At 58.7% G+C, this 22,725-nt stretch carries 17 protein-coding genes; 4 read left to right on the top strand and 13 right to left on the bottom strand.

Translation table 11 applies throughout. The features are described from left to right. Positions 1–160: 160 nt before the first annotated feature. Positions 161–4,996: a dermonecrotic toxin domain-containing protein gene (locus BK659_RS07255; RefSeq protein ID WP_123424411.1), complete on the top strand. Its 4,836-nt coding sequence runs from the start codon at positions 161–163 to the stop codon at positions 4,994–4,996. Positions 4,997–5,067: 71 nt separating this feature from the next. On the opposite strand, the gene BK659_RS07250 is transcribed toward BK659_RS07255, so the two are convergent. The 8 genes from BK659_RS07250 to BK659_RS07210 form a co-directional block, all read right to left on the bottom strand. Beyond that, positions 5,068–7,443 (bottom strand): efflux RND transporter permease subunit, encoded by a 2,376-nt coding sequence (locus BK659_RS07250; protein WP_404942515.1) that lies wholly within the window; start codon positions 7,441–7,443, stop codon positions 5,068–5,070. Between the two features lie 23 nt (positions 7,444–7,466). Next, positions 7,467–8,519, bottom strand: a complete 1,053-nt coding sequence (locus BK659_RS07245) for a WD40/YVTN/BNR-like repeat-containing protein (protein WP_123424409.1) — start codon at positions 8,517–8,519, stop codon at positions 7,467–7,469. Positions 8,520–9,351: 832 nt separating this feature from the next. Then, a complete protein-coding gene (gene pepN, locus BK659_RS07235; RefSeq protein WP_123424408.1) occupies positions 9,352–12,009 on the bottom strand; it encodes an aminopeptidase N in 2,658 nt (885 codons plus the stop codon). A 12-nt stretch (positions 12,010–12,021) separates the two neighbouring features. Continuing rightward, positions 12,022–12,852: a DUF2797 domain-containing protein gene (locus tag BK659_RS07230; RefSeq protein ID WP_123424407.1), complete on the bottom strand. Its 831-nt coding sequence runs from the start codon at positions 12,850–12,852 to the stop codon at positions 12,022–12,024. Further along, a complete protein-coding gene (locus tag BK659_RS07225) occupies positions 12,849–13,109 on the bottom strand; it encodes a YeaC family protein (protein WP_123424406.1) in 261 nt (86 codons plus the stop codon). The genes BK659_RS07230 and BK659_RS07225 overlap by 4 nt, the downstream gene beginning before the upstream one ends. Positions 13,110–13,153: 44 nt before the next feature. Further along, positions 13,154–14,029, bottom strand: a complete 876-nt coding sequence (locus BK659_RS07220) for a rhomboid family intramembrane serine protease (protein ID WP_123424405.1) — start codon at positions 14,027–14,029, stop codon at positions 13,154–13,156. Beyond that, positions 14,026–15,000, bottom strand: coding sequence for a metallophosphoesterase (locus BK659_RS07215; RefSeq protein WP_404942522.1), 975 nt, complete (start codon positions 14,998–15,000; stop codon positions 14,026–14,028). Before BK659_RS07215 ends, BK659_RS07220 begins: the two co-directional genes overlap by 4 nt. Next, positions 14,997–15,887, bottom strand: a complete 891-nt coding sequence (locus tag BK659_RS07210) for an NAD(+) kinase (protein WP_019690613.1) — start codon at positions 15,885–15,887, stop codon at positions 14,997–14,999. The genes BK659_RS07215 and BK659_RS07210 overlap by 4 nt, the downstream gene beginning before the upstream one ends. Before the next feature lie 120 nt (positions 15,888–16,007). Here BK659_RS07210 and BK659_RS07205 point away from each other — a divergent pair, with 120 nt between their 5' ends. After that, entirely contained in the window at positions 16,008–16,958 is a 951-nt protein-coding gene (locus tag BK659_RS07205) for a DUF1853 family protein (RefSeq protein WP_123424403.1), read from the top strand. A gap of 104 nt (positions 16,959–17,062) precedes the next feature. Here the strand turns inward: BK659_RS07205 and BK659_RS07200 are convergent, their stop codons facing one another. From BK659_RS07200 to BK659_RS07185, 4 genes are all read right to left on the bottom strand, one after another. Further along, positions 17,063–18,346: an arsenic transporter gene (locus BK659_RS07200; protein ID WP_123424402.1), complete on the bottom strand. Its 1,284-nt coding sequence runs from the start codon at positions 18,344–18,346 to the stop codon at positions 17,063–17,065. Positions 18,347–18,388: 42 nt separating this feature from the next. Continuing rightward, the gene (locus BK659_RS07195) at positions 18,389–18,736 is read right to left on the bottom strand and encodes a metalloregulator ArsR/SmtB family transcription factor (protein WP_123424401.1); all 348 of its coding nucleotides are present in this window, start codon (positions 18,734–18,736) and stop codon (positions 18,389–18,391) included. A gap of 240 nt (positions 18,737–18,976) precedes the next feature. Beyond that, a complete protein-coding gene (locus tag BK659_RS07190) occupies positions 18,977–20,080 on the bottom strand; it encodes a DUF2855 family protein (protein WP_123424400.1) in 1,104 nt (367 codons plus the stop codon). Between the two features lie 98 nt (positions 20,081–20,178). After that, positions 20,179–20,736, bottom strand: coding sequence for an NADPH-dependent FMN reductase (locus BK659_RS07185; protein ID WP_123424399.1), 558 nt, complete (start codon positions 20,734–20,736; stop codon positions 20,179–20,181). Positions 20,737–20,920: 184 nt separating this feature from the next. Between BK659_RS07185 and BK659_RS07180 the strand changes: the two genes are divergently transcribed. Then, positions 20,921–21,157 carry a hypothetical protein gene (locus tag BK659_RS07180; RefSeq protein ID WP_123424398.1) on the top strand — a complete coding sequence of 79 codons (237 nt, stop codon included), beginning with the start codon at positions 20,921–20,923 and terminating at the stop codon, positions 21,155–21,157. 87 nt (positions 21,158–21,244) lie between these two features. Continuing rightward, a complete protein-coding gene (locus BK659_RS07175; RefSeq protein WP_123424397.1) occupies positions 21,245–22,138 on the top strand; it encodes a LysR substrate-binding domain-containing protein in 894 nt (297 codons plus the stop codon). On the opposite strand, the gene BK659_RS07170 is transcribed toward BK659_RS07175, so the two are convergent. Beyond that, positions 22,104–22,718, bottom strand: coding sequence for a GNAT family N-acetyltransferase (locus BK659_RS07170; RefSeq protein ID WP_123424396.1), 615 nt, complete (start codon positions 22,716–22,718; stop codon positions 22,104–22,106). The two genes, BK659_RS07175 and BK659_RS07170, sit on opposite strands and share 35 nt — an antisense overlap. Between the last annotated feature and the right edge of the window lie 7 nt (positions 22,719–22,725).

The raw sequence follows: 22,725 nt of genomic DNA, 5'->3' as shown, positions 1-22,725 counted from the left end.
CCAGTTTGCAGGCCACACCTAAAGAGGCCTGCACAGGTGGTAACCCTGTACTGCATAGCGACCAGGCGGGAAGCGTATTTTTGGCAACCCGGATTGATACCTGCAACACCAGCGACCGCTGGCGGCGGGTACTTCTCCTTCATGACCAAGGATGCTCTCAATGCAGACCGACTCACCCTCTTCATCCAGCTACGTCGATATCCAGGCACGCGCCATTCAGGCGCAATTTACCACTCGACCGACGTTGCGCTCGGTCGTAGCGCAAATGCTGGGGGATCTGATTACTGAAAAAACCGCACCACTGGACACCGATATCGCACTGATCAGTGTCGCTATACCCAATGCGCTGCAAGGCTATGACCTCAATCCGCTGGTTGATGTCGCACTCAATTACATGGCCGGCGGCGACGCTGCCGATTTTTCAAAGACCGTAGGCGACCGCGCCAGTTACCTCGTCAGCAAACGCGGGACGCGTGTGCGCTACGCGTCCCTCGCTGACGATCATCGTCCGCTGGTCCCTGACATGCAGTTCATCGAAAACATCCTCCTGGAACTGCCTTCTATTGTTCAGATCGGCTTCCAGCAGGCGTTGACCGACTACTGGAATGCACCCGCCGATACGGGGGCTAGCCGTTGGCAGTGGCTGGGCGATCAACTGCGTTACGCCCTCAGAAGCGCAACCATCCTGCAGGCGGGTGACGACATTGAGCAGCGAGAAATACTCACTCAACTGGCAAACCATCCAAGCGCTCAGGGGCGCGCTATCCCGAGCGCCCCCCAGGGTCAAGTGCACGCCTACTGCATTGAAACCACTGTGACCAAAGGGGCGCTGTCCATCACCTTCCAGGCTCCCGACATTCTTGTGGTTCGAGGTCCGCGAGTGCTGCTGTGCAGTGTCTCGGGAGCCATCAAGCCCTATGCCTCCATGGAGGACTTCGGCGTGGCATGGGGGAAGATGATCACGCAGCGGTTCAATGTCGAGACCATTACCTGGAAATGCTATGAGCCCAACGGCGACATTTTCGACATCCAGGCCGCCCTGCTGCTGAACCAGCAACTTGAGGACATCGCAGCATTCGAGTTGCCTGCGCGGCTAAACAAGCGCGAGCTGGAACAACGCTTCAATGAGGTAACCGACGCCGCCGCGCTTTTCTGCGGCATAACACCTGCCAGCCCCCATCAGTTAAGGCTGGTACAAGCAGCGCTACCTGAATGGTTGCGGCAGGCGTCCGTTGTCGACCAACTGGCCTATCGCAAACACAGCCTGGAACTGGCAAGCCTCAATCAAGCGACAAAAGGCCGGTCGTGGGCTGATGGCATTGACGATATTCGGACATTCGCCGCCAACGCATTGCAACAACAGATGCTCAAGGACCAGCCACTTGCACCGGTTTACAAGGCCGATGAGCTTGAGCTGACGTTTCACGTGCCCGTCGGCAATCTGGGCAGCGGTTACATCGAGCGCGTGAAGATGACCCTGACTGACCTGGCGCTGAAAAATCTCGCCGGCAGGCCCAAGGGGCGTATGACCCTGCGCCATACGGGCGAAGGGACATTGCAGGACTGGATGACGTCCGAATACCTGTCGAACCTGATCACTCGGGTCGACATTGGCAGAACCTACCCACAGCTGATCAAAAACCTGTTGCTGAGCGGGAGCGCTGATGCCGATAGGCGTCAGCGTCAGTTTGCCGCCGAACTGCAAGTCGTTTTGCCGATGAAAGCGCTGGAACACTCGATCAAGCGTGAGCATGGCCTGACTCGACGCGGTTACCAGCTCGTCAGCGCACTCATGCACCCGACCTATGCCGATCGGGTGATCGATGGGCAAGAAGTGGTGATCCGCCCACTGGCATTTTCAAGAAAAACCGATGCGCCAGCCGATGTGGTCGGCAACATGTTCATCATTGAGTACGAGGACAGCCATACCGGCCCACACGTGCTTTACCGCCCGATCTACACAGAGTCGTTGCTCGAGTACCCGACCCGCGAAGCATTGTTTGCGGCCATTGCTTCGCCCGGCACACTACAGCGCAGCGTGCTGGCGTGGTTGCCGGAAAAAGCCCGCGCCATCTATGACAACGGCGGGTTCAACGAACCACACATAACTCACTTCTCACAGCTCGATCCTTTCGGCCTGCCTGAAAAGCCCAAAACAGCGACACTGGCCAACGGAGAGCGTGCGGATGAGTTAATGCAGTCGCTGCGTAACGGAACGCTGATGCAGTACCTGTTCGGCAGCGAGGCCCGCGCCCTGGTAGACCAGGGAGAACGCGACTCGGTCTCCGACGCTGAAAGCCGCTGGGCAATCCTGCTGGAGGGCGGCTGGACGTTGTTCAATACCTTGCTGGCCTTGCCGCTCGGCGGCCCGATTCTGGCGGTCGGCTGGATGATCTCGATGGTCAGCAGTTTGCTCAATGACCTGCCGCAACTTGACAGTCAGGACCCCGCGACACGGGAAGTCGCCTGGATCGATTTTCTGATGAACATCTCGATGCTGCTGTTGCACGGCGCCCAAAAGCCCGAATCACCCGCCGAACCTGTCGCACTCAAGGGGCTTGAAAAAACCGCAGTGGCCCTGGACCGGATACGTCGCCCGGCGAACCAACCGCTCGACACACACGCCGATGTCAAGCAGGGCACCATCGGTCTGCCCTCGGAGCCACCGGGGGGTGGTACAACCCTGCTGGACTTCGATAGGTCACAGGCGCGCGACTCGTCGGCGACGCGCCTGCTGGACCGGCTCAGAGAGGTCAATGTCAAATGGCCTGACGTTATCCCGGAGCCCATTCAAATAGGAGCGTTCAAAGGCCTCTACCGCATCGATCACCAATGGCACGCCTCCATCGCAGGGCTATTGTTCCAGGTCAACATCGTTCCGGGTTTTGGTGAGGTTTACATCGTTCACCCCTCCAAATCCGGGCATCCAGGGATCAAGCTGAAAACCAACGGACAAGGCCACTGGACGCTCGATCAGGGGCTCAAATTGACGGGTGGCGGCCCCAAGAAAAGAATCGCCGCCCTGCAGAAAGAGAACCTGAGACGACTTGAGGAGCTGTATCTCGAAAAACAACCCGCACAACAAAGGCAACTAGAATGCATCGAAAATTTTCATCAGGCTGCGCGTGAGGTTGATATTGCCCAGAGTGTCCATGAGCAGCACATCAAGAAACTGCAGCTGATATGGAAGCTTCTTGAACACGCCGACGACATACAAAAGTCTGCCCTGCGCTCCCGCCAGGTCACGGAGCTTGCGAAGACCGCGAGCGCCTGGTCAGCAGTCCTGGCCAAGCTGGAAGCGATGCAGGCAAGTGCCATCGAGGTCGAACAGACACGCCGTCAACTGATTGATTTCAGCCGCAGGGAGAGCGAGTTCAACAAGACCAATACCCCCGCCATACAACGCGCCAAATTGTTTGCCGCGATCGCCTCTACACAGCTTTTGGTACAGGATCATGCCATCAGGCTGAGCCAGGACTACCTGATCGGATGCACTGAGGGCGAGCCCCTTGATCATTTGGCGAACCGGTTTGAAGCGGCCCTTGACGCTGGCGATCCTCTGCCCTACCGCAAGTACATCCAGGCACTGGAGAACGGCTATGCCTTTGAAGAGCACGTTCGGGAATGGACCAGACGCTTTGAGTCAACCCTCAATGAGATGCAGACAGACTCGCACGCAGGAGCAAGAGAGCGTAACGACCTGCTGAAAGCTGCGAACAGCTCGGAGTTGCTCAATGAGCTGAATATCAAGCTGCATGACCTGGATATCCTGCGCGAGCTGAGTGTCGACCGCAGTGTCCGGGCGCCGCTATCGTTCGAGGACTTCTACTCTACGCAAACGCCTCTGAAGCGGCTCAAGGACACAGCCATGGCTCATCTTGTGTTGCGTACCAGCGAAGGTTTCACCTTCGAGCAGCGCCAGGCAGTGCTGGAAACCATCATCGAGCAGTATCAAAAAACAGAGGACGCCAGCCAGATGCTGAAGGAACTTGGCCCGGCCTTCAATCGCCCAATCTATCAACAGCGCTTTGTCGACGACCTCAGGCTGGCACGCCAGGGTGCAGAATCCGACCTGGCCGAGCTGATTCTCGAGCAGGAAAACCTGCCGGTCGCCATCCCTCGCACCAGGCTGACGAACCCGCAATCCACCACCAAACGGATATTCAAGACACGCAACCATGGCACCTTGATCGGAGAACTGCAGGCACCACGTCCCGGAGAGGAAGGTGAAATCATTGAGGTACACGACCCGTTCAATAAGCAAATGGTGGCGCGCTATCACAAACATGTCGGGGAAGACGTTTATGTCCAGGTGGTCGAGCAACCGCGGCAACCCGCCCCAGTGACCCGATCAGTAAAAACCATCATGGAAGCAGCTAACAAGCTACTGGCTCAACGAGTCAAGTTAGAGGCCTTGATCGATCGGGAAATGGCTCAGGTATTACGGGACCCCGTGTTACGCGAAGAAAAGACCCCCGCCGACTGGGAGACGATGCTGGTCCAAAGCGCGGGGGACCTGGAAGGCCTGGTGAACGAGCTCCAGAAAACAACAGAGTCTTCGCCACAGAAGACCGCGTTGCTCGACGAACTTGTCGGCGTTGCCCAGAGCATGCGTACAAAAGGCAGGGACTACCGGATAGCCGGCTACAAGTTGCAGTCCCCTACCCCGGAAAAAGTCGATTACCTCTGGACTCATCACACGATAGACATCGAGCCTGTGACCTCTCGCGAGCTGACCCAGGCCAAGGACTTTCTGAGCGAGTTTGCCATCAAGGACAAACACTCAAGGGAAGTGCTGTGGTACGCGCACTTCCACTACGCACGTCTCGACGGTCCAACCGATGCCTACACCGCCGGACACTTGAAAAAGCCTGAACAACGCTTTGTCGGCTTCAAGGCGCAACTGAGCCAGGCAAAAAACAACCGCGAAATCACTCGCATCTGGCGTAGCAAAATTTCTCCGGCCATGGCTAAAAAGTTGTTCTTCTACGATTGAAGGCCCGCCCTGATCAGGGCCAAATGAAAAGCCGCAGATGGGGCTGCGGCTTTTCATTCGCGGTTCGGCGATCAGTGCGCAAACAACGAATTACCCTTCTGCCCGGCCAGTTTCTCGGGTTTGATCAGGAAGCGTGCCAGCGCCGGCAACAGCCACAACGCGCCGAACATGTTCCAGAGCAGCATGAAGGTCAGCATCAGGCCCATGTCGGCCTGGAACTTGATCGCCGAGAAGATCCAGGTGCACACGCCGATGGCCAGGCACAGACCGGTGAACAGTACCGCTTTACCGGTGGACTTCAGGGTCTGGTAATAAGCCTCTTGCAACGGCAGGCCGGCACGCAGGAAGCTTTCGAGGCGGCTGTAGATGTAGATGCCGTAGTCCACGCCAATCCCTACCCCGAGCGCCACCACCGGCAAGGTCGCGACTTTCACGCCGATGCCCATGAACGCCATCAGCGCGTTGCCGAGCACCGAGGTCAGTACCAGCGGCAACACGATGCACAAGGTCGCCGCCCAGGAGCGGAAGGTGATCATGCACATGGTGGCCACGCAGATGTACACCAGCACCAGAATGGTCAGTTCCGATTCCTTGATCACCTCGTTGGTGGCCGCTTCGATCCCGGCGTTACCGGCAGCCAGGATAAACTCCAGGCCGTCCTTGTTGTTCTCCTTGGCGAACTCCTGCACGGCACGCACCGCACGGTCGAGGGTCTCGGCCTTGTGGTCGTTGAGGAACACCAGCACCGGCGCCAGCGAGCAGCTGTTGTTGTACAGGCCGTCGGCACGGGCGATGGAGTTGTTCAGCACGTCCGGGTTACGCGATAGGGTTTCCCACTTCAGGTTGCCCTCGTTCATGCCCTTGATCATCTGCTTGGAAACGGTCACCAGGGAAATCGCCGACTGCACGCCCTCGGTGTTCTGCATCTTCCACATCAGTTCATCGATTGGCGCCATGGCTTCGTAACGCGAACAGCCTTCCGCCTTGGTCTTGACCATCACCACCAAAACATCGGAACTGGTGGAGTAGTTACTGATGATGAAGTTGTTGTCCTTGTTGTAGCGCGAATCCGGGCGCAACTCCGGCGCACCCTGGTCAAGGTCGCCGATTTTCAGGTTCTGGCTGTACCAGAGACCGCCACCGAAGGCGATCAGCGCCAGGAGGATCGAGACGGGTGCGACTTTCGAGCTGGCAAAGTTCGACAGCAGACGCCAGAACGGGTGCTCGCGGGTTGCATCTTTCTTGCTGCGCTCGACGGCACGTTTGCTGATGCCGACGTAGGAAATCGCCACTGGCAGCAGGATCAGGTTAGTGAACACGATCACCGCTACGCCAATGGACGCACCGATGGCCAGTTCACGAATCACCCCGATATCGATGATCAGCAAGGTAATGAAGCCCACCGCATCCGCGAGGATCGCAATCATTCCCGGCAGGAACAGCTGACGGAACGTGCGCCGGGCGGCGGTCAAGGCGTTGTCCGCATCGCTGGACTGCAAGGCGATCCCGTTGATCTTCTGCACACCGTGGGAAATACCGATGGCGAAGATCAGGAACGGTACCAGCATCGAGTACGGGTCCAGACCAAAGCCTGCGGCGTGCATCAACCCGAGCTGCCAGACCACCGCCACCAGGGTGGTGCTCAAGACCGCCACGGTACTGCGCAGGCAGTTGGTGAACCACAACAACAGGATCAGGGTGATGACGAACGCCACGCCAAAGAACATCACCACCATGATCAGACCGTCAATCAGGTCGCCGACCTTCTTGGCGAAACCGACGATGTGGATCTGTACGTTGGGGTTCTGTTTTTCGAACTTGTCGCGGATCTTTTCTTCAAGCTCGTGGGAGAACTTCTGGTAGTCCAGCGCCAGCAGCTTGCCTTGGTCCTGCGGGTCCGGGTAGGACTCCAGCAGCGGAATATCGACGATGCTCGACTTGAAGTCGTTGGATACCAGTCGCCCCACCTGACCGGACTTGAGCACGTTATTGCGCAGCAACTCAAGGCTGTCTGCCGAGCCGTTGTAGCTCTGCGGAATCACTTCGCCGCCGGCAAAACCTTCCTCGGTCACTTCGGTCCAGCGCACGCTCGGACTCCACAGCGACTTGAGGCCGGAGCGGTCAACGCCGGAAATGTAAAACACTTCGTCGTTGATCTGACGCAGGGTCTCCATGTATTCCTTGGAGAAAATGTCGCCATCGGTGGCTTCCACGGAAATACGCACGGTATTGCCAAGGTTGGCCAGGTCATTGCGGTGTTCAAGCATCTTCTCGATGAAAGGATGCTTGAGCGGGATCATTTTTTCGAAGCTGGTGGACGGCCGGATCAGCGTTGCCTGCCAAAACAGGAAAATACTGACCAGCAGGCAAATGACAATCACTGCCGGGCGGTTATTGAAAATCAGGCGCTCGAGAAACGTCGCCTTGTCTTGATGATGACTGCTCATGGATGTCATATCTGCGCCTCTCATTATTTGCCCAGCTCGGCGCCGATTGGCGAAGTAGCGCGAACGCCGCCCTGTCCTACCAGAATCAAGTTGCCATTGCCTGCCGCGGTGACCGCCGAAACGGAAATGCGGTCGGGACGGTTGAATACGCTGAAGGTCACCCCGTCATCGCTGCTGCGCACCACACTGCCGCCATTGCCGACGATCACGATTGTGCCGTCGTCGAGCAAGGTCGCACCGGACAGGCCGAACTCCAGTGCCCCGCGGGCAGCCTTGAGCTCGACCGGCTCCCAGGTGCTGCCAAAGTCAGTGGAACGAAACAAATTGCCGCGAAGACCGTAGGCCAGCAATGTCGCCGGTTTGGCGGTGCCGATCACCCCGAACAGTGACCCCTGGTACGGTCCTTGAAGACGTTCCCAGGTTTGCCCCCAGTCGGGGGAACGGAACATGCTGCCCTGCTCGCCCACGATGAACAGCCCGGACTCCTTGACCGCCGCGATGGCGTTGAGGTGGTACTGATCCGGGTTATCGAGGCGGTCGCTGGCGTCTTCCCAGTGCTTGCCGCCGTCGGTGGTTTCCAGCAGAGCGCCGTAAGCGCCCACGGCAAAGCCTGTGCCGAGGTCCTTGAACCAGACAGCAAGCAGCGGCGCTTCACGCTTCAAGTCTTCGAATTGTTTGGTCCAGGTAACACCGCCGTCTTCGCTGGCGAGGATTTGCGCGTCGTGACCGACTGCCCAACCGTGCTTGTCATCGACGAAATAGACTGCGGTCAGCAGTTGCCGGCTCGGCACTTTGGCCTGGGTCCAGGTCTGGCCCTGGTCATCGGAATACAAAATATGGCCACGATCGCCGACCGCCACCAGGCGCTTGCCTGCATGCGCGATATCGAGCATCAGGCCCTTGGCGGACTTGGCGGATTCAATCGAATAGACAGTATCGGACGCAGGCGCAGCTGCGGCCAGAACGGGTGCCGACAGCGCGACAGAGCCCAACAGCGAGAGCGCTGTAGCCAGCAACGCGAATCTGCGTAACGCCGGCGGGCGGCAAAAACCCACACCCATGACAGGCTCACTCATAGACCTTCCCCCATTATTATTGTTAGGTCGTTCAACCTTTCAGGGCGCCGTTCAGGGCGTACGTCTGATGGCGGGTTCGCAGCACCGTGCTGAAACCTGCAATCTAGAGCCCCTTCGGAAGCTGGCCTATCCTATCCAGCTTTCGAAAGGTCTGACAATCGACGCCACGTTATGTTTTGTTAACTGGAGGATTGAGGACGGTGGCTGAATGACAAGGTATTCGGACGGATGATTAGAAACCCGCGATTGTGCGAAAACATCCGACACAAAGGTTTGAGCTTTGGCTTTTGATCTTGATCTTGATCTGGCTTTTGATCCACCCGCCCCTTTCGGGAGGCTGAGTGGAGGCGTTCATCAGGGGGTTAGGTGCGCAGCGCCGTACGGCGCAGCCGGACACATCGAGAGGAGGTCGTCGCGAAGCAGACCGTAGGCGATGCCCCCTGATGAATGCCGGAGCGAGGGAACTCGGAGCTTTAGCGACGAGCCGTACGCTTGGGGCGAGACCTTTTGGTTACTTTTGAGTCGCTTGTCAAAAGTGACTCGCCGTAAGGGCGAAACCCTAAGCCGCCGTTACCGCAGGAATGGATATGTACACCTGCAAGAAATTGGTCGGCTGTCAGGCCGCTATCGCGAGCAAGCTCGCTCCCACAGTTTGGATTGGTGTACATCTGCGAAAGACAGGTCGGCTGTCAGGCCGCCTTCGCAGGCAAGCCAGCTCCCACAATTTTGATCAGTGTACATACGCAAGAGATGGGTCGGTTGTCAGGCAGCCTTCGCGAGCAAGCTCGCTCCCACAGGGTTCGGGTGAACACCTGTGGGAGCGGCTATAGGCTTACGCGAGGCTTTTGCTGACCACTTCAAACACATCGCTGGACAGCTGACCCGAAGCGCGAATGCGCTCCAGTTCGGCCTTCATCAGCACCTGACGGGCACTGTCGTATTTACGCCAGCGCGTCAGCGGCGCCAGTTGGCGAGAGGCGATCTGCGGGTTGAAACCGTTCAACTCGATCACCAGATCCGCAAGGAAGCGATAACCCGAACCATCGGCCGCATGGAAGTTGATCAGGTTCTGCCCGGCAAACGCACCGACCAACGCCCGCACCTTGTTCGGGTTCTTGATGTTGAACGCCGGGTGCTCCATCAACTGACGAACCCGCTGCAAGCCACCCGGTAAACCGCTGCCGGCCTGCACGCTGAACCATTGGTCCATGACCAGCGGATTGTCCTTGAAGTGCTCGGCAAAACTCGCCAGTGCCTTGGCCTTCTCGGCCTCGAACGGCGAATTCACCAGCACCGCCAACGAGGTCAGACGCTCAGTCATGTTGTCGCAGGCATCAAACTGCTCAAGGGTCGACGCCAGCACTTCGGGCTTGCCACTGAGCATCAGGTAGGACAACGCAATGTTTTGCAGGCTACGACGAGCGAAGTGCTCGGCTTCTGCAACATAAGCGGTTTGCTTCGACAACTCGCGATTGGCCTGGTAACGCAGCCACAGCGCGTCGAACAGGTTGTCCGCCAGTTGCTTGCGGGCGAACTCACGGGCTGCGTGAATCGCATCGACGTCCGCCACTTCGCTGATTTCAGTCAGGTAGGCCTCGCTTGGCAGCGAGAGCATTTCGGCGACCATCGCCTGATCCAGGGATTCATTCGCCAGCACCGTGCGCAATGCACTGATCAGGCGCTGATCGAGCACCAATGCCTGACCTGCTTGATGCTGAGCAATCAGTTCCTGCAACACTTGCACCGACAATTGCTGGCCGGCTTCCCAACGGTTGAAGCCGTCGCTGTCGTGTTGCATCAGGAACATCAGTTGATCGCGGTTGTACGGGAAGCTCAGTTTTACTGGCGCCGAGAAGCCGCGCAGCAACGAGGGCAACGGTTGTTCAGCAATATCGACGAAGGTGAAGGTCTGCTCGGCTTCAGTCACTGACAGCACGCGGGAGGTGCCGTCAGCGGCCGCTTCACCCGCCAGCCGCAGAGCAATCGCCGCGCCTTTGCTATTCAGCAGGCCCAGTTCGAGCGGAATCACGAACGGCAGTTTTTCAACCTTGTCCGGGGTTGCCGGGCAGCTCTGACAGAAGGTCAGGCTGTAGGTTTTGGCCGCCGCGTCGTAAGACTCGCTCACCGCCAGACGCGGCGTACCGGCCTGGCTGTACCAGCGTTTGAACTGGGTCAGGTCGACGCCGTTGGCATCTTCCATGGCCTTGATGAAATCGTCGCAGGTGACCGCCTGGCCATCGTGACGCTCGAAATACAGGTCGCTGCCTTTGCGGAAACCGTCGGCGCCAAGCAAGGTGCGAATCATGCGCACCACTTCCGAACCTTTCTCGTAGACGGTCAGGGTGTAGAAGTTGGAAATCTCGATGAACGCATCCGGGCGCACCGCATGAGCCATCGGGCCGGCGTCTTCGGCAAACTGGTGAGTGCGCAAGTACGCCACGTCCTCGATACGCTTGACGGTGCGCGAGTGCATGTCGGCGGAGAACTCGGCATCACGGAACACCGTGAAACCTTCCTTGAGCGACAGTTGGAACCAGTCGCGGCAGGTCACGCGGTTGCCTGACCAGTTGTGGAAGTATTCGTGGGCAACCACTGCTTCAACCCGCTGGTGCGCGGCGTCGGTCGCGGTTTCGGCACGGGCCAGCACGCAGCTGGAGTTGAAGATATTGAGGCCCTTGTTCTCCATCGCGCCCATGTTGAAATCGTTGACCGCAACGATCATGAAGATGTCCAGGTCGTACTCGCGGCCATAGACTTCTTCGTCCCAGCGCATGGACTTCTTCAGGCTGTTCATGGCGTGCTGGCACTTGTCGATGTTTTCCGGCTCGACGTAAATGCGCAGCGCCACACTGCGCTGGGTCATGGTGGTAAAGGTGTCTTCGACACACCACAAGTCACCGGCCACCAGCGCGAACAGGTAGGCCGGCTTCATGAACGGGTCTTCCCAGGTCGCCCAGTGCCGACCGTCTTCACCGGGACCTGAGGCAATCGGGTTGCCGTTGGACAGCAGCACCGGATAGCTGTGCTGCTCGGCGCTGACCGTGGTGGTGAATTTGCTCATCACGTCCGGGCGGTCGAGGTAATAGGTGATCTTGCGAAAGCCTTCGGCCTCGCACTGGGTGCAGAACATCCCGCCGGACTTGTACAGGCCTTCCAGCGCGGTGTTGGTTTCCGGGTGAATCCTGACGCTGGTATCGACCGTGAAGCTGGCGCTGGTCGGGTGCAAGGTCAGGTGATTGTCTGTCAGCTGATAATTGCTGGCGCTCAGCTCACTGTCGCCCAACGCTACCGACAGCAGTTCCAGCTGCTGGCCATCGAGCACCAGCGGCGGCAGGCCCGCGCCACGGGCCGGGTTGCGGCGCATCACCAGTTGCGCATGGACCAGGCTGTGGTCCTCGTACAACTCGAAGGTCAGGTGCGTCTCGTCGATCAGGTACTCGGGCGCCTGATAGTCCTTCAGGTAGATCATCTTCGGTTGTTCGGTGCGCATGCTGGAGTCCTTCTACTGATGCACGGCGAGCTGGTAAGCCGTGTATTTACGAATATTGATAACGCCGGTATCGAAGATCAGGTACTGGCCCTTGATCCCCATCAGCGTGCCTTCGGCAATCGGGTTCTTGTCCAGATTGAAGCTGACGATCTTGGCCGGGTACTGCTCGACCGGGTAATGGATTTCAATCGGCTCGACATCAAATACCGGTTGAATCGCTTGCAGACCGAAGCGCTCCTGCAGTCCTTGCACGCCCTCGGCACAGCTTTCGAACAGTTGATCACGTATCTGTTTCAGGTCAACCGGTGCGGCATCGCCCTTGAGCAAGGCGCGCCAGTTGGTCTTGTCGGCCACCTGACTGCGGAACAGGTCTTCGACGAAGCCGGATTGCTGACGGGTCGACACGCGCATGATCGGCAGTGCCTGGCTGGCGCCCTGATCGAGCCAGCGGGTTGGCAACTGAGTGGCCCGGGTGATCCCGACTTTGACGCCCGACGAGTTGGCCAGATACACCACGTGGTCGGTCATGCAGAACTGCTCGCCCCACGCTGGCTCACGGCAAGTGCCGGCGTCATAGTGACAACGCTCCGGGCTCATGATGCAGACATCGCACTGCGCCAGTTTGGTCATGCATGGGTAGCAGTAACCCTGGCTGAAACTGGTTTTGGTTTTGCGTCCGCAATGGATGCAATGGATCGCACCCAGGTATTCCAGGCGAACCGTGCTGCCAATCATCGGATTGACCGGCACCTCGGTATCGCCCAGGCGAAAGGCGTATTGCACGGTCGACGCTTCGAGGCGCGCCGACATCTTGCTGATTGCACCGCGGCCAATCTCGATCAATGGATGGCATCCGACTTGAACAGGATATTTGGCACGGTGATCGACTTCGAACTGCATTCCTGCGGGCCCATATAGCCGGTGCGCTCTTCCTCGGGCAGGTTCTGCACCTCCCAGGCGATCATCGCTTGCAACGACAGTTCACGCTGTTCGGCGGTCAGTTTGCCGCCGTCGGACCACTTGCCGATCTCTACCGCCAGTTTCAGGCTCTGGTAGATCTCTGGCGTGATGTTGTTGATCATTTCGTTAAAAGAGGACATCAGGTCTCCGCGCTGGTTATTCACATAGCAATTTGGACGGCGATTTATTGGACAGAGAGTTTACGGCGACTGTACAAGCCGCCCAACAAACCGGTGAGGCACCCGACGAGTAACCCGCCGACGTGCGCCGCATTGGCAATTTCGCCGAAACCGATCATCGAGATCAGCCCGGACATGCACAGCAGCAGCCACACCAGCATCATCACCAATACCCCGCGAGGCAGACGATACGCCGGGTTCGGCGACAGCAACTGGTAGATCCAGCAATGCCCGAGCAAGCCGTAAAGCACCCCGGACAGGCCGCCGAACAACGTCGGGCCGCCGTAATAATATTGGGCGTAGTTCGACACCAGACTGAACAGCAACGTCAGCCCCAGCAGATTGATACTGCCCTGACGCAACTCGATGCGTCGCCCCAGTTCCCAGTACCACATACCGTTCATGGCCAGGTGGAGAACGCCAAAGTGGATCAGCATCGGCGTCACCAGACGCCACCACTGCCCCGCCGCCAGGCTGTCGGCCAACGGCGTGAAGTGGATGTATTCGCCCACCACGCGGAAATCGAGGAACGTCAGCCAGTGCATCGTATTGAGGTTCTCGCCGAGCAAGGTCACCGCACCGACGATCATGCTCAGCAGCAAAATCAGTGCGGTCACCGGACTATTGCGCAACTGCTCGACGAACCCTGGACGCTGGATACTCGCTTGTGCGGCCGGGATCTCCAGTTGATGCTCGGGATCGCCCGCAGGAAAACGTTCGTACAGCGCACGCACGTCTTCGCTGATAGCGTCAGGCACCCAGAGCACCTGCTCACCGGCTTCTTCGCTGACCCGATGTGGTACGTGCATGCGTTGCAGCAATTTGACGAAACCACTCAGATCCACCGCCAGTGGCAGACGTAATACAGCAACAGCACTCATTGCAGCTCCTCTGGCCGTTCAACATCGACCCAGACAAATTTGCGTGGATCAAGGCGGGTTTCCTGGTCCAGACGATAGGCAACCAATTTACCGTACAGCACCGCGCTGTAATCCAGGCAGGCCAGGTTCGGACGGATCGGCGCCGGTTTGCCACTGCGCCAGTAGTGGCCGACAAACAATAGTGGCTCGTCGATGCCGTAGCGCAACAGCGTGTCCTTCTCTACCGGCGACAGCGGCGTGCGCGCCACGGGCTCGGGCAAGGCGTCTGGCTGGAACACAATGTCGCCGTAGGTTTGCGGGTTGTCTTCCCAGAATTTGGTGCGGAAGAACGAGCGCGTCAGACCGTCGCCGCTGGTCATGGTCAAACCGTGCGGCAGGCGCATGTCGGTGCCGCGCAGTAACCGGTCGAACGCCATGCAGGCAAAACTGCCGGAAACCGCCGCCGCCTGGACGAAGTGCTCATCGACGCGGCCATCGGGATGTTGCGCACGCAGCACGTCGATCAGGCCACCGTCCCAACAGGCGTGGACCACCCGGAAGCGCCCGGCATCGACAAACAGCGGCATCTCGTAGAACCACGCGAGGAAGTCATGCCAGTCGGCCGGGTGATTGGCAAACTGTGTCAGGGTTTCATCGATCAGCCGTGCATGCCGTGGCGTGTGATCACGCACGTACTGTTTGCCGCTACCGGGCGGTGCCGGCGTGCTCCAGCCGAGCGCGTTGAATTCATGGTTGCCCATGATGCACAGCGCCTGGCCGGCCTCGACCATGTCGTGAACGAGGTGCAGCGCTTCGCGAATCCGCGGGCCACGGTCGATCACATCACCGAGAAATACGGCCATACGTGACGGATGGCGCCAGATGCCAGCTTGTTTGTGATACCCGAGTCGGTCCAGCAAATGCTCAAGAGTATGAGCGCAACCGTGCACGTCACCGATCAGGTCGTAGCTACGCGCGGGATCGAGCATCAGTCGCCTCCACCACCCAACCGGCTGCCCCAGCCAAGCTTGGTCCGGCAGACTTCGTAGTAGTTGTGGTCGAGCGGATGAATCAGCCGCAGTTTCTGCGCCTTTTTGCTCACGGTGATGGTGTCACCGGGGGCGCAGGTGAAGTGGTTCTGCCCGTCACAGGAGACTTGCGGGTAAATCTGCATATCCTTCGACACGACGATTTTCAGCTCGCTGTTGCCATCGACCACAATCGGCCTTCCTGACAAGGTATGGGGGTACATCGGCACAATCACAATGGCATCGAGCTTGGGATGCATGATCGGGCCGCCTGCCGACAGCGCGTAAGCAGTCGAACCGGTGGGTGTGGCGACGATCAGGCCGTCGGCTTTTTGGCTGCAGACGAACTGGCCGTCGATATACAGCTCGAACTCGATCATCCGCGTCGACTTGCCGGGGTGCAGCACCACGTCATTCAGCGCATCGCCCTGACCTATGGCCTCGGCATGACGGCGAACTTCGGCCTGCAACAGAAAGCGGTTTTCGACCAGATAGTGCCCATCGAGCACCTCGGCGACTTTGACTTCCAGCTCATCCGGGCGGATGTCGGTCAGAAAGCCCAGGTTGCCGCGGTTGATCCCCAGCACCGGAATGTTGTGCCGTGCCAATGCCCGGGCGGCGCCCAGCAGGCTGCCGTCACCGCCAACGACAATCACCATGTCACAGACCTCCCCGAGCATCTTGCGCGACGAGGTTTGCAGGCCATGGCCGGGCAGGACTTCAGCAATGGTGTCTTCGAGAATCACATGCAAGTGCCGGTCAAGCAGGAATCTTTTCAGTCGGCGAACGGTATCCAGCACCTGCGAACTGCCCAGGCGACCGATGATGCCGATATTGCGAAATTGCTCCATGGGGCTCCTAATCAGGATCTGTTGACGCTTGGTCTGCGACGGCGAAAAACACGATTATGGGCGAAAGCGGGCCGTAGACAAAATCCTTTCAGCCGCGAACCAAAGCGCTATGCTCGCAAGATGACCCTATTTCCTGGCTTGCTCACCCTACCCCGTCAGTTGCGCCATCCCGAAGTGCGCGACCTGGCCTGGGTCATCCTCGCGCCACCGATGCTCAGCGAAACACCCTGGCCACAACGCCATCCACTCGCTGGCAGCGACTGGGTACAAGCGCCCGAACGACTGGAGCACTGGCTGCGGCAGCTGGATCAGGACAGCCGTGAATTGCAGCGCTGGCTGGCGCTCGGCGCGACTCGTCGGCTGGGCTTGTATTACGAACGGCTCTGGCAGTTTGCCGTGCAGCACGCGCCGGGAATCGAGCTGATTGCCGCCAACCTGCCGATTCGCCGCGAAGGTCATACCCTCGGCGAGCTGGACATGCTGCTGCGTGACCGCGACGGCGTGCATCATCTGGAACTGGCGATCAAGCTGTATCTGGGACCGCAGAACGGCGACGGCCACGACACCGCCCAGTGGCTTGGCCCGGGATGTCACGACCGACTGGACCGCAAACTGGCGCATCTGGCCCACCATCAACTGCCAATCTCCGCTCGCCCCGAAAGCCGCGAAGCCTTGGCCGCGCTGGATATCCTGCAGTTCAGCGCACACCTGTGGCTGGGCGGTTATCTGCTGTATCCATGGCCAGGCGAAGCTCAGTCACCGGACGGTGCCCACCCGCACCACCTCAAGGGTTGTTGGTTGCATCAGCGAGACTGGGTGCACTTCATCGCCCAGAGCTCACCCGGTCGTTGGCAACCGCTGCCACGCCACGCCTGGCTCGCACCTGCCCACTACCCTGCCGAGCACACCTGGGACCGCACGCAACTCGAGACCTGGCTGACAGCGCTTGACGCTCAAGCGCCTGCGCAGTTGCTGGTACGCCTGACCGAAAACGGCGACGGAGACTGGGAAGAGGCCGAGCGGTTGTTTCTGGTGGCTGATTTGTGGCCGAACGTGCCGGGGCAGAGTTGAGCTTTGTGGCGCCTGAACCGGCCTCATCGCGAGCAAGCTCGCTCCCACATTTGGAACGCGTCCCCCTGTGGGAGCGAGCTTGCTCGCGATAGGGTCGACACGGTCTAGATGGACAGCCTCAACGCCAACGCCGCGAGGGTCACCAGCAATACCGGCACCGTCAGCACGATCCCGACCTTGAAGTAATACCCCCAGCCAATCCGGATATTCTTGCGCTCCAGCACATGCAACCAAAGCAACGTCGCCAGACTACCGATCGGGGTGATTTTCGGCCCCAGATCGCTGCCGATCACGTTGGCGTAGATCATGGCTTCTTTCACCACCCCGGTGGCCTGGCTGGCATCGATCGACAATGCGCCAATCAGTACTGTCGGCAGGTTGTTCATGATCGACGACAACAACGCGGTCAGCAGCCCGGTGCCCATGGCGGCGCCCCACACGCCGTAATCCCCGAACACATCCAGCCAACCGGCCAGGTGTGCGGTCAGCCCGGCGTTACGCATGCCGTAGACCACCAGGTACATGCCCAGGGAGAAAATCACGATGTGCCACGGTGCTTCTTTCATCACCTTACGCGTTGATATCTTGTGCCCATGGGCGGCGATGGCCAGCAGCAATGCCGCGCACACCGCCGAAATCGCGCTGATGGGAATCCCCAACGGCTCCAGGGCAAAACAGCCGAGCAGCAAAATCACCAGCACACACCAACCGGCAAAGAAGGTTGCCTTGTCGTGAATCGCAGTCTTCGGGTCTTCCAGTTGTTGCGGATCGTAATCAGCCGGAATGTCCCGCCTGAAGAACCACAGCAGCACCGCCAACGTCGCCGCGACGGCCACCAGGTTGACCGGTACCATCACCGCCGCGTAGCGGTTGAATCCAATGTGGAAGAAGTCCGCAGAAACGATGTTCACCAGGTTCGACACCACCAGCGGCAGACTCGCGGTATCGGCGATAAATCCGGCGCCCATGACGAACGCCAGCGTCGCTGTCGGAGAAAATCGCAAAGCCAGCAGCATCGAAATCACGATAGGCGTGAGGATCAATGCCGCGCCATCATTGGCGAACAAGGCCGATACCAGCGCCCCGAGCAGCACCATATAAGCGAATAGCTTGCGCCCGTTACCCTGCCCCCAACGCGCCACATGCAACGCCGCCCAGGCAAAGAAACCCGCCTCGTCCAGCAACAGGCTGATGATGATCAGCGCGACAAACGTCCCGGTGGCGTTCCAGATGATCTCCCACACCAGCGGGATATCGCTGACGTGTACCACGCCAGTGAGTAGCGCCAGCACCGCCCCCAGTACTGCACTCCAGCCTACGCCAAGGCCTTTGGGTTGCCAGATCACCAGGGTAATGGTCTGGAGAAAAATCAACGACGCGATGAGCATGCGAAACAGCCTTGAACTAAGGGTAAAAAAATGAAGGGGGAGTCAGCAGCAGCGGACCGGACGGTCATCCATCGCCTGCAAACGCGCGATGTCAGCGGCAAGCCAGACACCGTTGGCAGCCAGCGCGCCTTGCAACAGCGTCACGACCCACGGAGATAATTGCGGGTGCAGGCGATAGAAAACCCATTGCCCCTGGCGACGGTCCGCCAGCAATCCATGGCTGCGCAATTGCGCCAGGTGACGGGAGATTTTCGGCTGGCTCAGGTCCAGCGCAGCAGTCAGCTCGCACACGCACAACTCACCCTCTCGGGCGATCAGCAAAGCAATACGACTGCGGGTGTCATCGGCTAGCGCCTTGAACACATCGACGGGATTGCAGGAATCGGGCATGGAAGTGAAAGCGCCTGAACAAACGAAGCGAGAATATATGGAATTTCGAATATAGGGTAAAGCGAATAAACCGTATCACAAGCAACCTGTAGCAGCTGGCGCAGCCTGCGTTCGGCTGCGAAGCAGTCGTAAAATCAAACACCACGGGGTGTCAGGTTAACCGCAAATTCAGGATTTACGACCGCTACGCGGCCGAACGCAGGCTGCGCCAGCTGCTACGGTTTTTGTGGAGTTCTGATATTACAAACGGATCACATGCCCTTCGATCGGTGCGATCTGCCCATGAAACAGCCGTGAAATAACCGTCTGTGCGGCTTCAAGCCCATCACTCTCCACCACCTTGAGCAATGGATTGGCCGGTGCCGTCACTTGCCGATAGAACTGCTGCACTGCCTCGCCGATATACTGGCTGAGCCGCTGCCCGCCCCATTCGGCGTTGCGTTTGCGAATCTGGATCGGGGCAAAGAAAAACGCCGGCTGCGGCCCTGTTTTAGCACTCAATTGCGCCTCATCAGTGCTTTGGGTAGAACCTACAAAGCAGCTGTAAACCAATCGCTCGGCGAAATGCTGATGCACTTGGTCGCGTAAATCCAGATCGCCGGAAAAATCCACGTACAAGGTCTGACGGTCAGTCGCCAACGACGCCAACTCGGCATACCCGAGCGTGCGCTCGTAACACCCTAGATGCTCGACAAACGCCTTGTTCCCCGCCGACGTCAGTGCCACTCGCTCCAGACCCGCCTGGCCCGCCAGGCAAACAGCCGTGCCAAAAGCGGTTTTACTCGAAGCACTGGAGAACACCAGACGAGTCGCACCGAAGAACTGATTGTCCTGGAGGAAGTCTGCCAACATCAACGACGTCAAAAACAGCGGGGTTAGCAGAATTTGCAGGTTTTCGTTCTCCGGGCTGTAGTACCTGTCCCAGCTGCAACGGGTGTATTGGTTGTAAACCGATAGCAGTGTTTGCCGGTGCGGCGCGGCGTCATAAAAACCGCGTTTGGTCACCCGCTCCGGGCGCACCCAGAGATGACTGGCCAGTGGGAAGTAGCCGTAAAAGCGCTCCCCTAGCGCAATGCCATCGACTTCAGAGGCCAGCACATCGGCAAAACCCCAGGCCGGGATCTGGCCCCATTCCGATTGCCCTGTCGGAAAAAACTCCCAGTAATGCATCGAGTCGCCATAGGCTGCGTAGGTAATGTTATTGGTGGTCAGAGCGCAGCGATCAATCTTCAGGATCACCTCGCCAACCGCCGGAATCAGGCTGCGCTGCTCATACTCGACACGACTCTGGTCGATGGCGTTTTTACGGGTGATCAGCCGTGTGACCGTGGTCGGGCTTTGCATTGTTCAAATCCTTGTCGCACGGCCGCCCAAAATCGAATGGTTCGATCAACAGCTGACTGGCCAGCGCTTCCTGAGCGTAAGCACTGGCCCCCGACCGATCAAGCCTTATTAAATTGCTCGACCCACTCAGCGTAAGCATTGATGAACTTCTGCAAAAACGGCCGAACCGATTCGGTCACTTTGCCCGAGTCGTCGAACGCCGAACCGGCGTTGCTCAGGTAGGCTTCCGGTTGTTGCATGCAGGGCACATTGAGAAACACCATGGATTGGCGCAAATGGTGGTTGGCGCCGAAACCACCGATCGCGCCAGGCGAAGCACTGATTACCGCACCCGGTTTACCGCCCCAGACACTCTTGCCATAAGGGCGGGAACCGACGTCAATCGCGTTCTTCAAAGGGGCAGGCACCGAGCGGTTATATTCCGGTGTCACAAACAGCACCGCGTCGGATGAGCTCACCTGATCTCGGAAAGTGCTGTAGGCTGCCGGCGGGGTTACGTCGATGTCTTCGTTATAGAGCGGCAGATCACCAATCTCGACGATGTTCAGCCTGAGGTTCGCCGGCGCCAGTTCAGCCAGCGCCAGCGCGACTTTGCGGTTGATCGACTGTTTTCTCAAACTGCCAACCAGGACAGCAATCGTATAGACCTTGCTCATGGGGAATTCCCGACTATCTGGCTAAAGGAGCCTGTAGTTATAGATGATTCGGCAGTACTTCACGTGCTCCGTGTCGCGGAATGGCGGTTAAATACTATTTTTTTCCTGTAGGAAAACTTACCACGCTTATCGACGGTCTACAGAACCGCAAATTGAGTGACTTATCTCCAGAGGTTCTAAGCAGATGGCAGCAGTACTCGTCGGACAATTCCATGCAAGAGACGCGGAAGGCCGTGTTTATTCAGTGCATGAGTTCCAGGAATCCACCCCGTCGCAGGACGGTATCGCCGGCTCTGCGCCTGTCACCACCTATAAGCTGGCTATTGGCGATCGCATCAACAAACTCGATGACAACGAATTTGTCTTGGTGCAATCGGGCGTTACCATCACCCGCGAGCCTGAATCAAACGTCGCCTCATAAACCACCGTTATGAGCTGAAGTCATAGGCACGGACTTGGGTTAGGATTCAGTCACTGACCCCTCACCTGCTGAACATGGACTTCACGCATGCGTTTACGTCATATCGAAGTGATCCAGGCGCTCCTGCAAACCGGTCATCTGGGCACCGCTGCCGAGATGCTGCAATTGCCGGTGGCCGGGGTCGAGGGGATTTTGCGCGAAGCCGAGGATCAACTCGGCTTCATGCTGTTTGCCAGCGTACGCGGGCGTTTGCAGGCCACCCGTGAGGCGCGGGAGTTGCAGGTCGAGATCGCTCACGTCTACGAAGCACTTGAACCAGTGCAGCGGCTGGCCAACAGTCTCAAACAGTACCTGGCGCCCCCCTTGCGGATCATTTGCACGCCGCCCTTGGCGCAACAGTTGTTGCCGCACGGCATCGCCACCCTGCGTCGGCGTTTTCCGGATGCGCCCTGCTCGCTGCTCAGCCAGCCCACCCGTGAAATCGTCAGAAGCCTGCTGCTGCGTGAAAGCGATCTCGGCATGAGCCTGCACGACCCCGACCACCCCGCCATTCAGTGCCAGATCATTGCCCAAGGCAAACTCCAGCTCCTGGCGCCTCACGGCTGGCTGCAACCCAGGCAAAAGTACATTTCCGTGCAGGACCTGGCCGGCCAATCGATGGTCGGGCTCGAAGGTCACGATCCGCTCAGTGTGATGTTCGAGAGCAAACTGCACGCCTTGCGCCCGGCACCGGTGGTGCAAACCCGGGTCCAGACCCATCAGATGATGCGCAGCATGGTCGAGGCCGGCGAAGGCCTGGCGATCGTCGACCCGTTTACCGCGATCGGCGCCAAGGCCAGCGGACTGGACGTTTGCCCGCTGTCACCGGCGGTGCCGATCAGCCTTTATGCCTTGACCCTGAACAACGTCGCCCCCTCTCCCGCGATTCAGGCCTTACTGGACATCATCAAGGAACAAGCCGAGGCGCTGTTGACGGGGTAAGCGGATTTTCCAACGGATTGTCGAACAGCCGATACCAGAACAACGCCACTTCAGCGGTTTGCGGGTCGATACCGCGATAGCGCAGATGATCGATGCCACCGATCACATAACCGCAACGCTCATACAGCCGGCAGGCCCCCAGGTTGTTGTTCTGGGTTTCCAGCATGATGCCCGGCAGTTTCTTCTTGCGACTCCAGAACTGCGCGACGTCCAGCAACGCCTTGGCCACCCCGTGGCGACGCGCCGGAGCGTGCACCGCCAGCTCATCGATATGGGCAAAACCGTTCCAGTTGGTACTGACCACGATGTGCCCTACCGGATGGTCATCGAGAAACGCCATGAAGATCGCACTGTCGGCCGCGTCCCGGTAACTGGCGAACTCTTGCGGGTCGATGCCGTAGCATTTGCGGTAGGGCGTAACGGTTTCCAGCACCCACTGATCCACCGGTTTATTGATCTCTGCGGCGGCGTAAGCCCGGACCTCAAAACTGAAGTCACTGCCCCAGATATACGCAGCGAATCCTTGATCGGCGACACGTACCGCCAGACCCGGATGCTTGGGATTGATGACCGGTTGCATACTCGGA

It is taken from the genome of Pseudomonas brassicacearum, from assembly GCF_003732225.1.
GTDB lineage: Bacteria > Pseudomonadota > Gammaproteobacteria > Pseudomonadales > Pseudomonadaceae > Aquipseudomonas > Aquipseudomonas brassicacearum_E.
The sequence above is the reverse complement of the archived record's forward strand: the minus strand, read 5'-3'. Positions and strand labels throughout refer to the sequence as shown.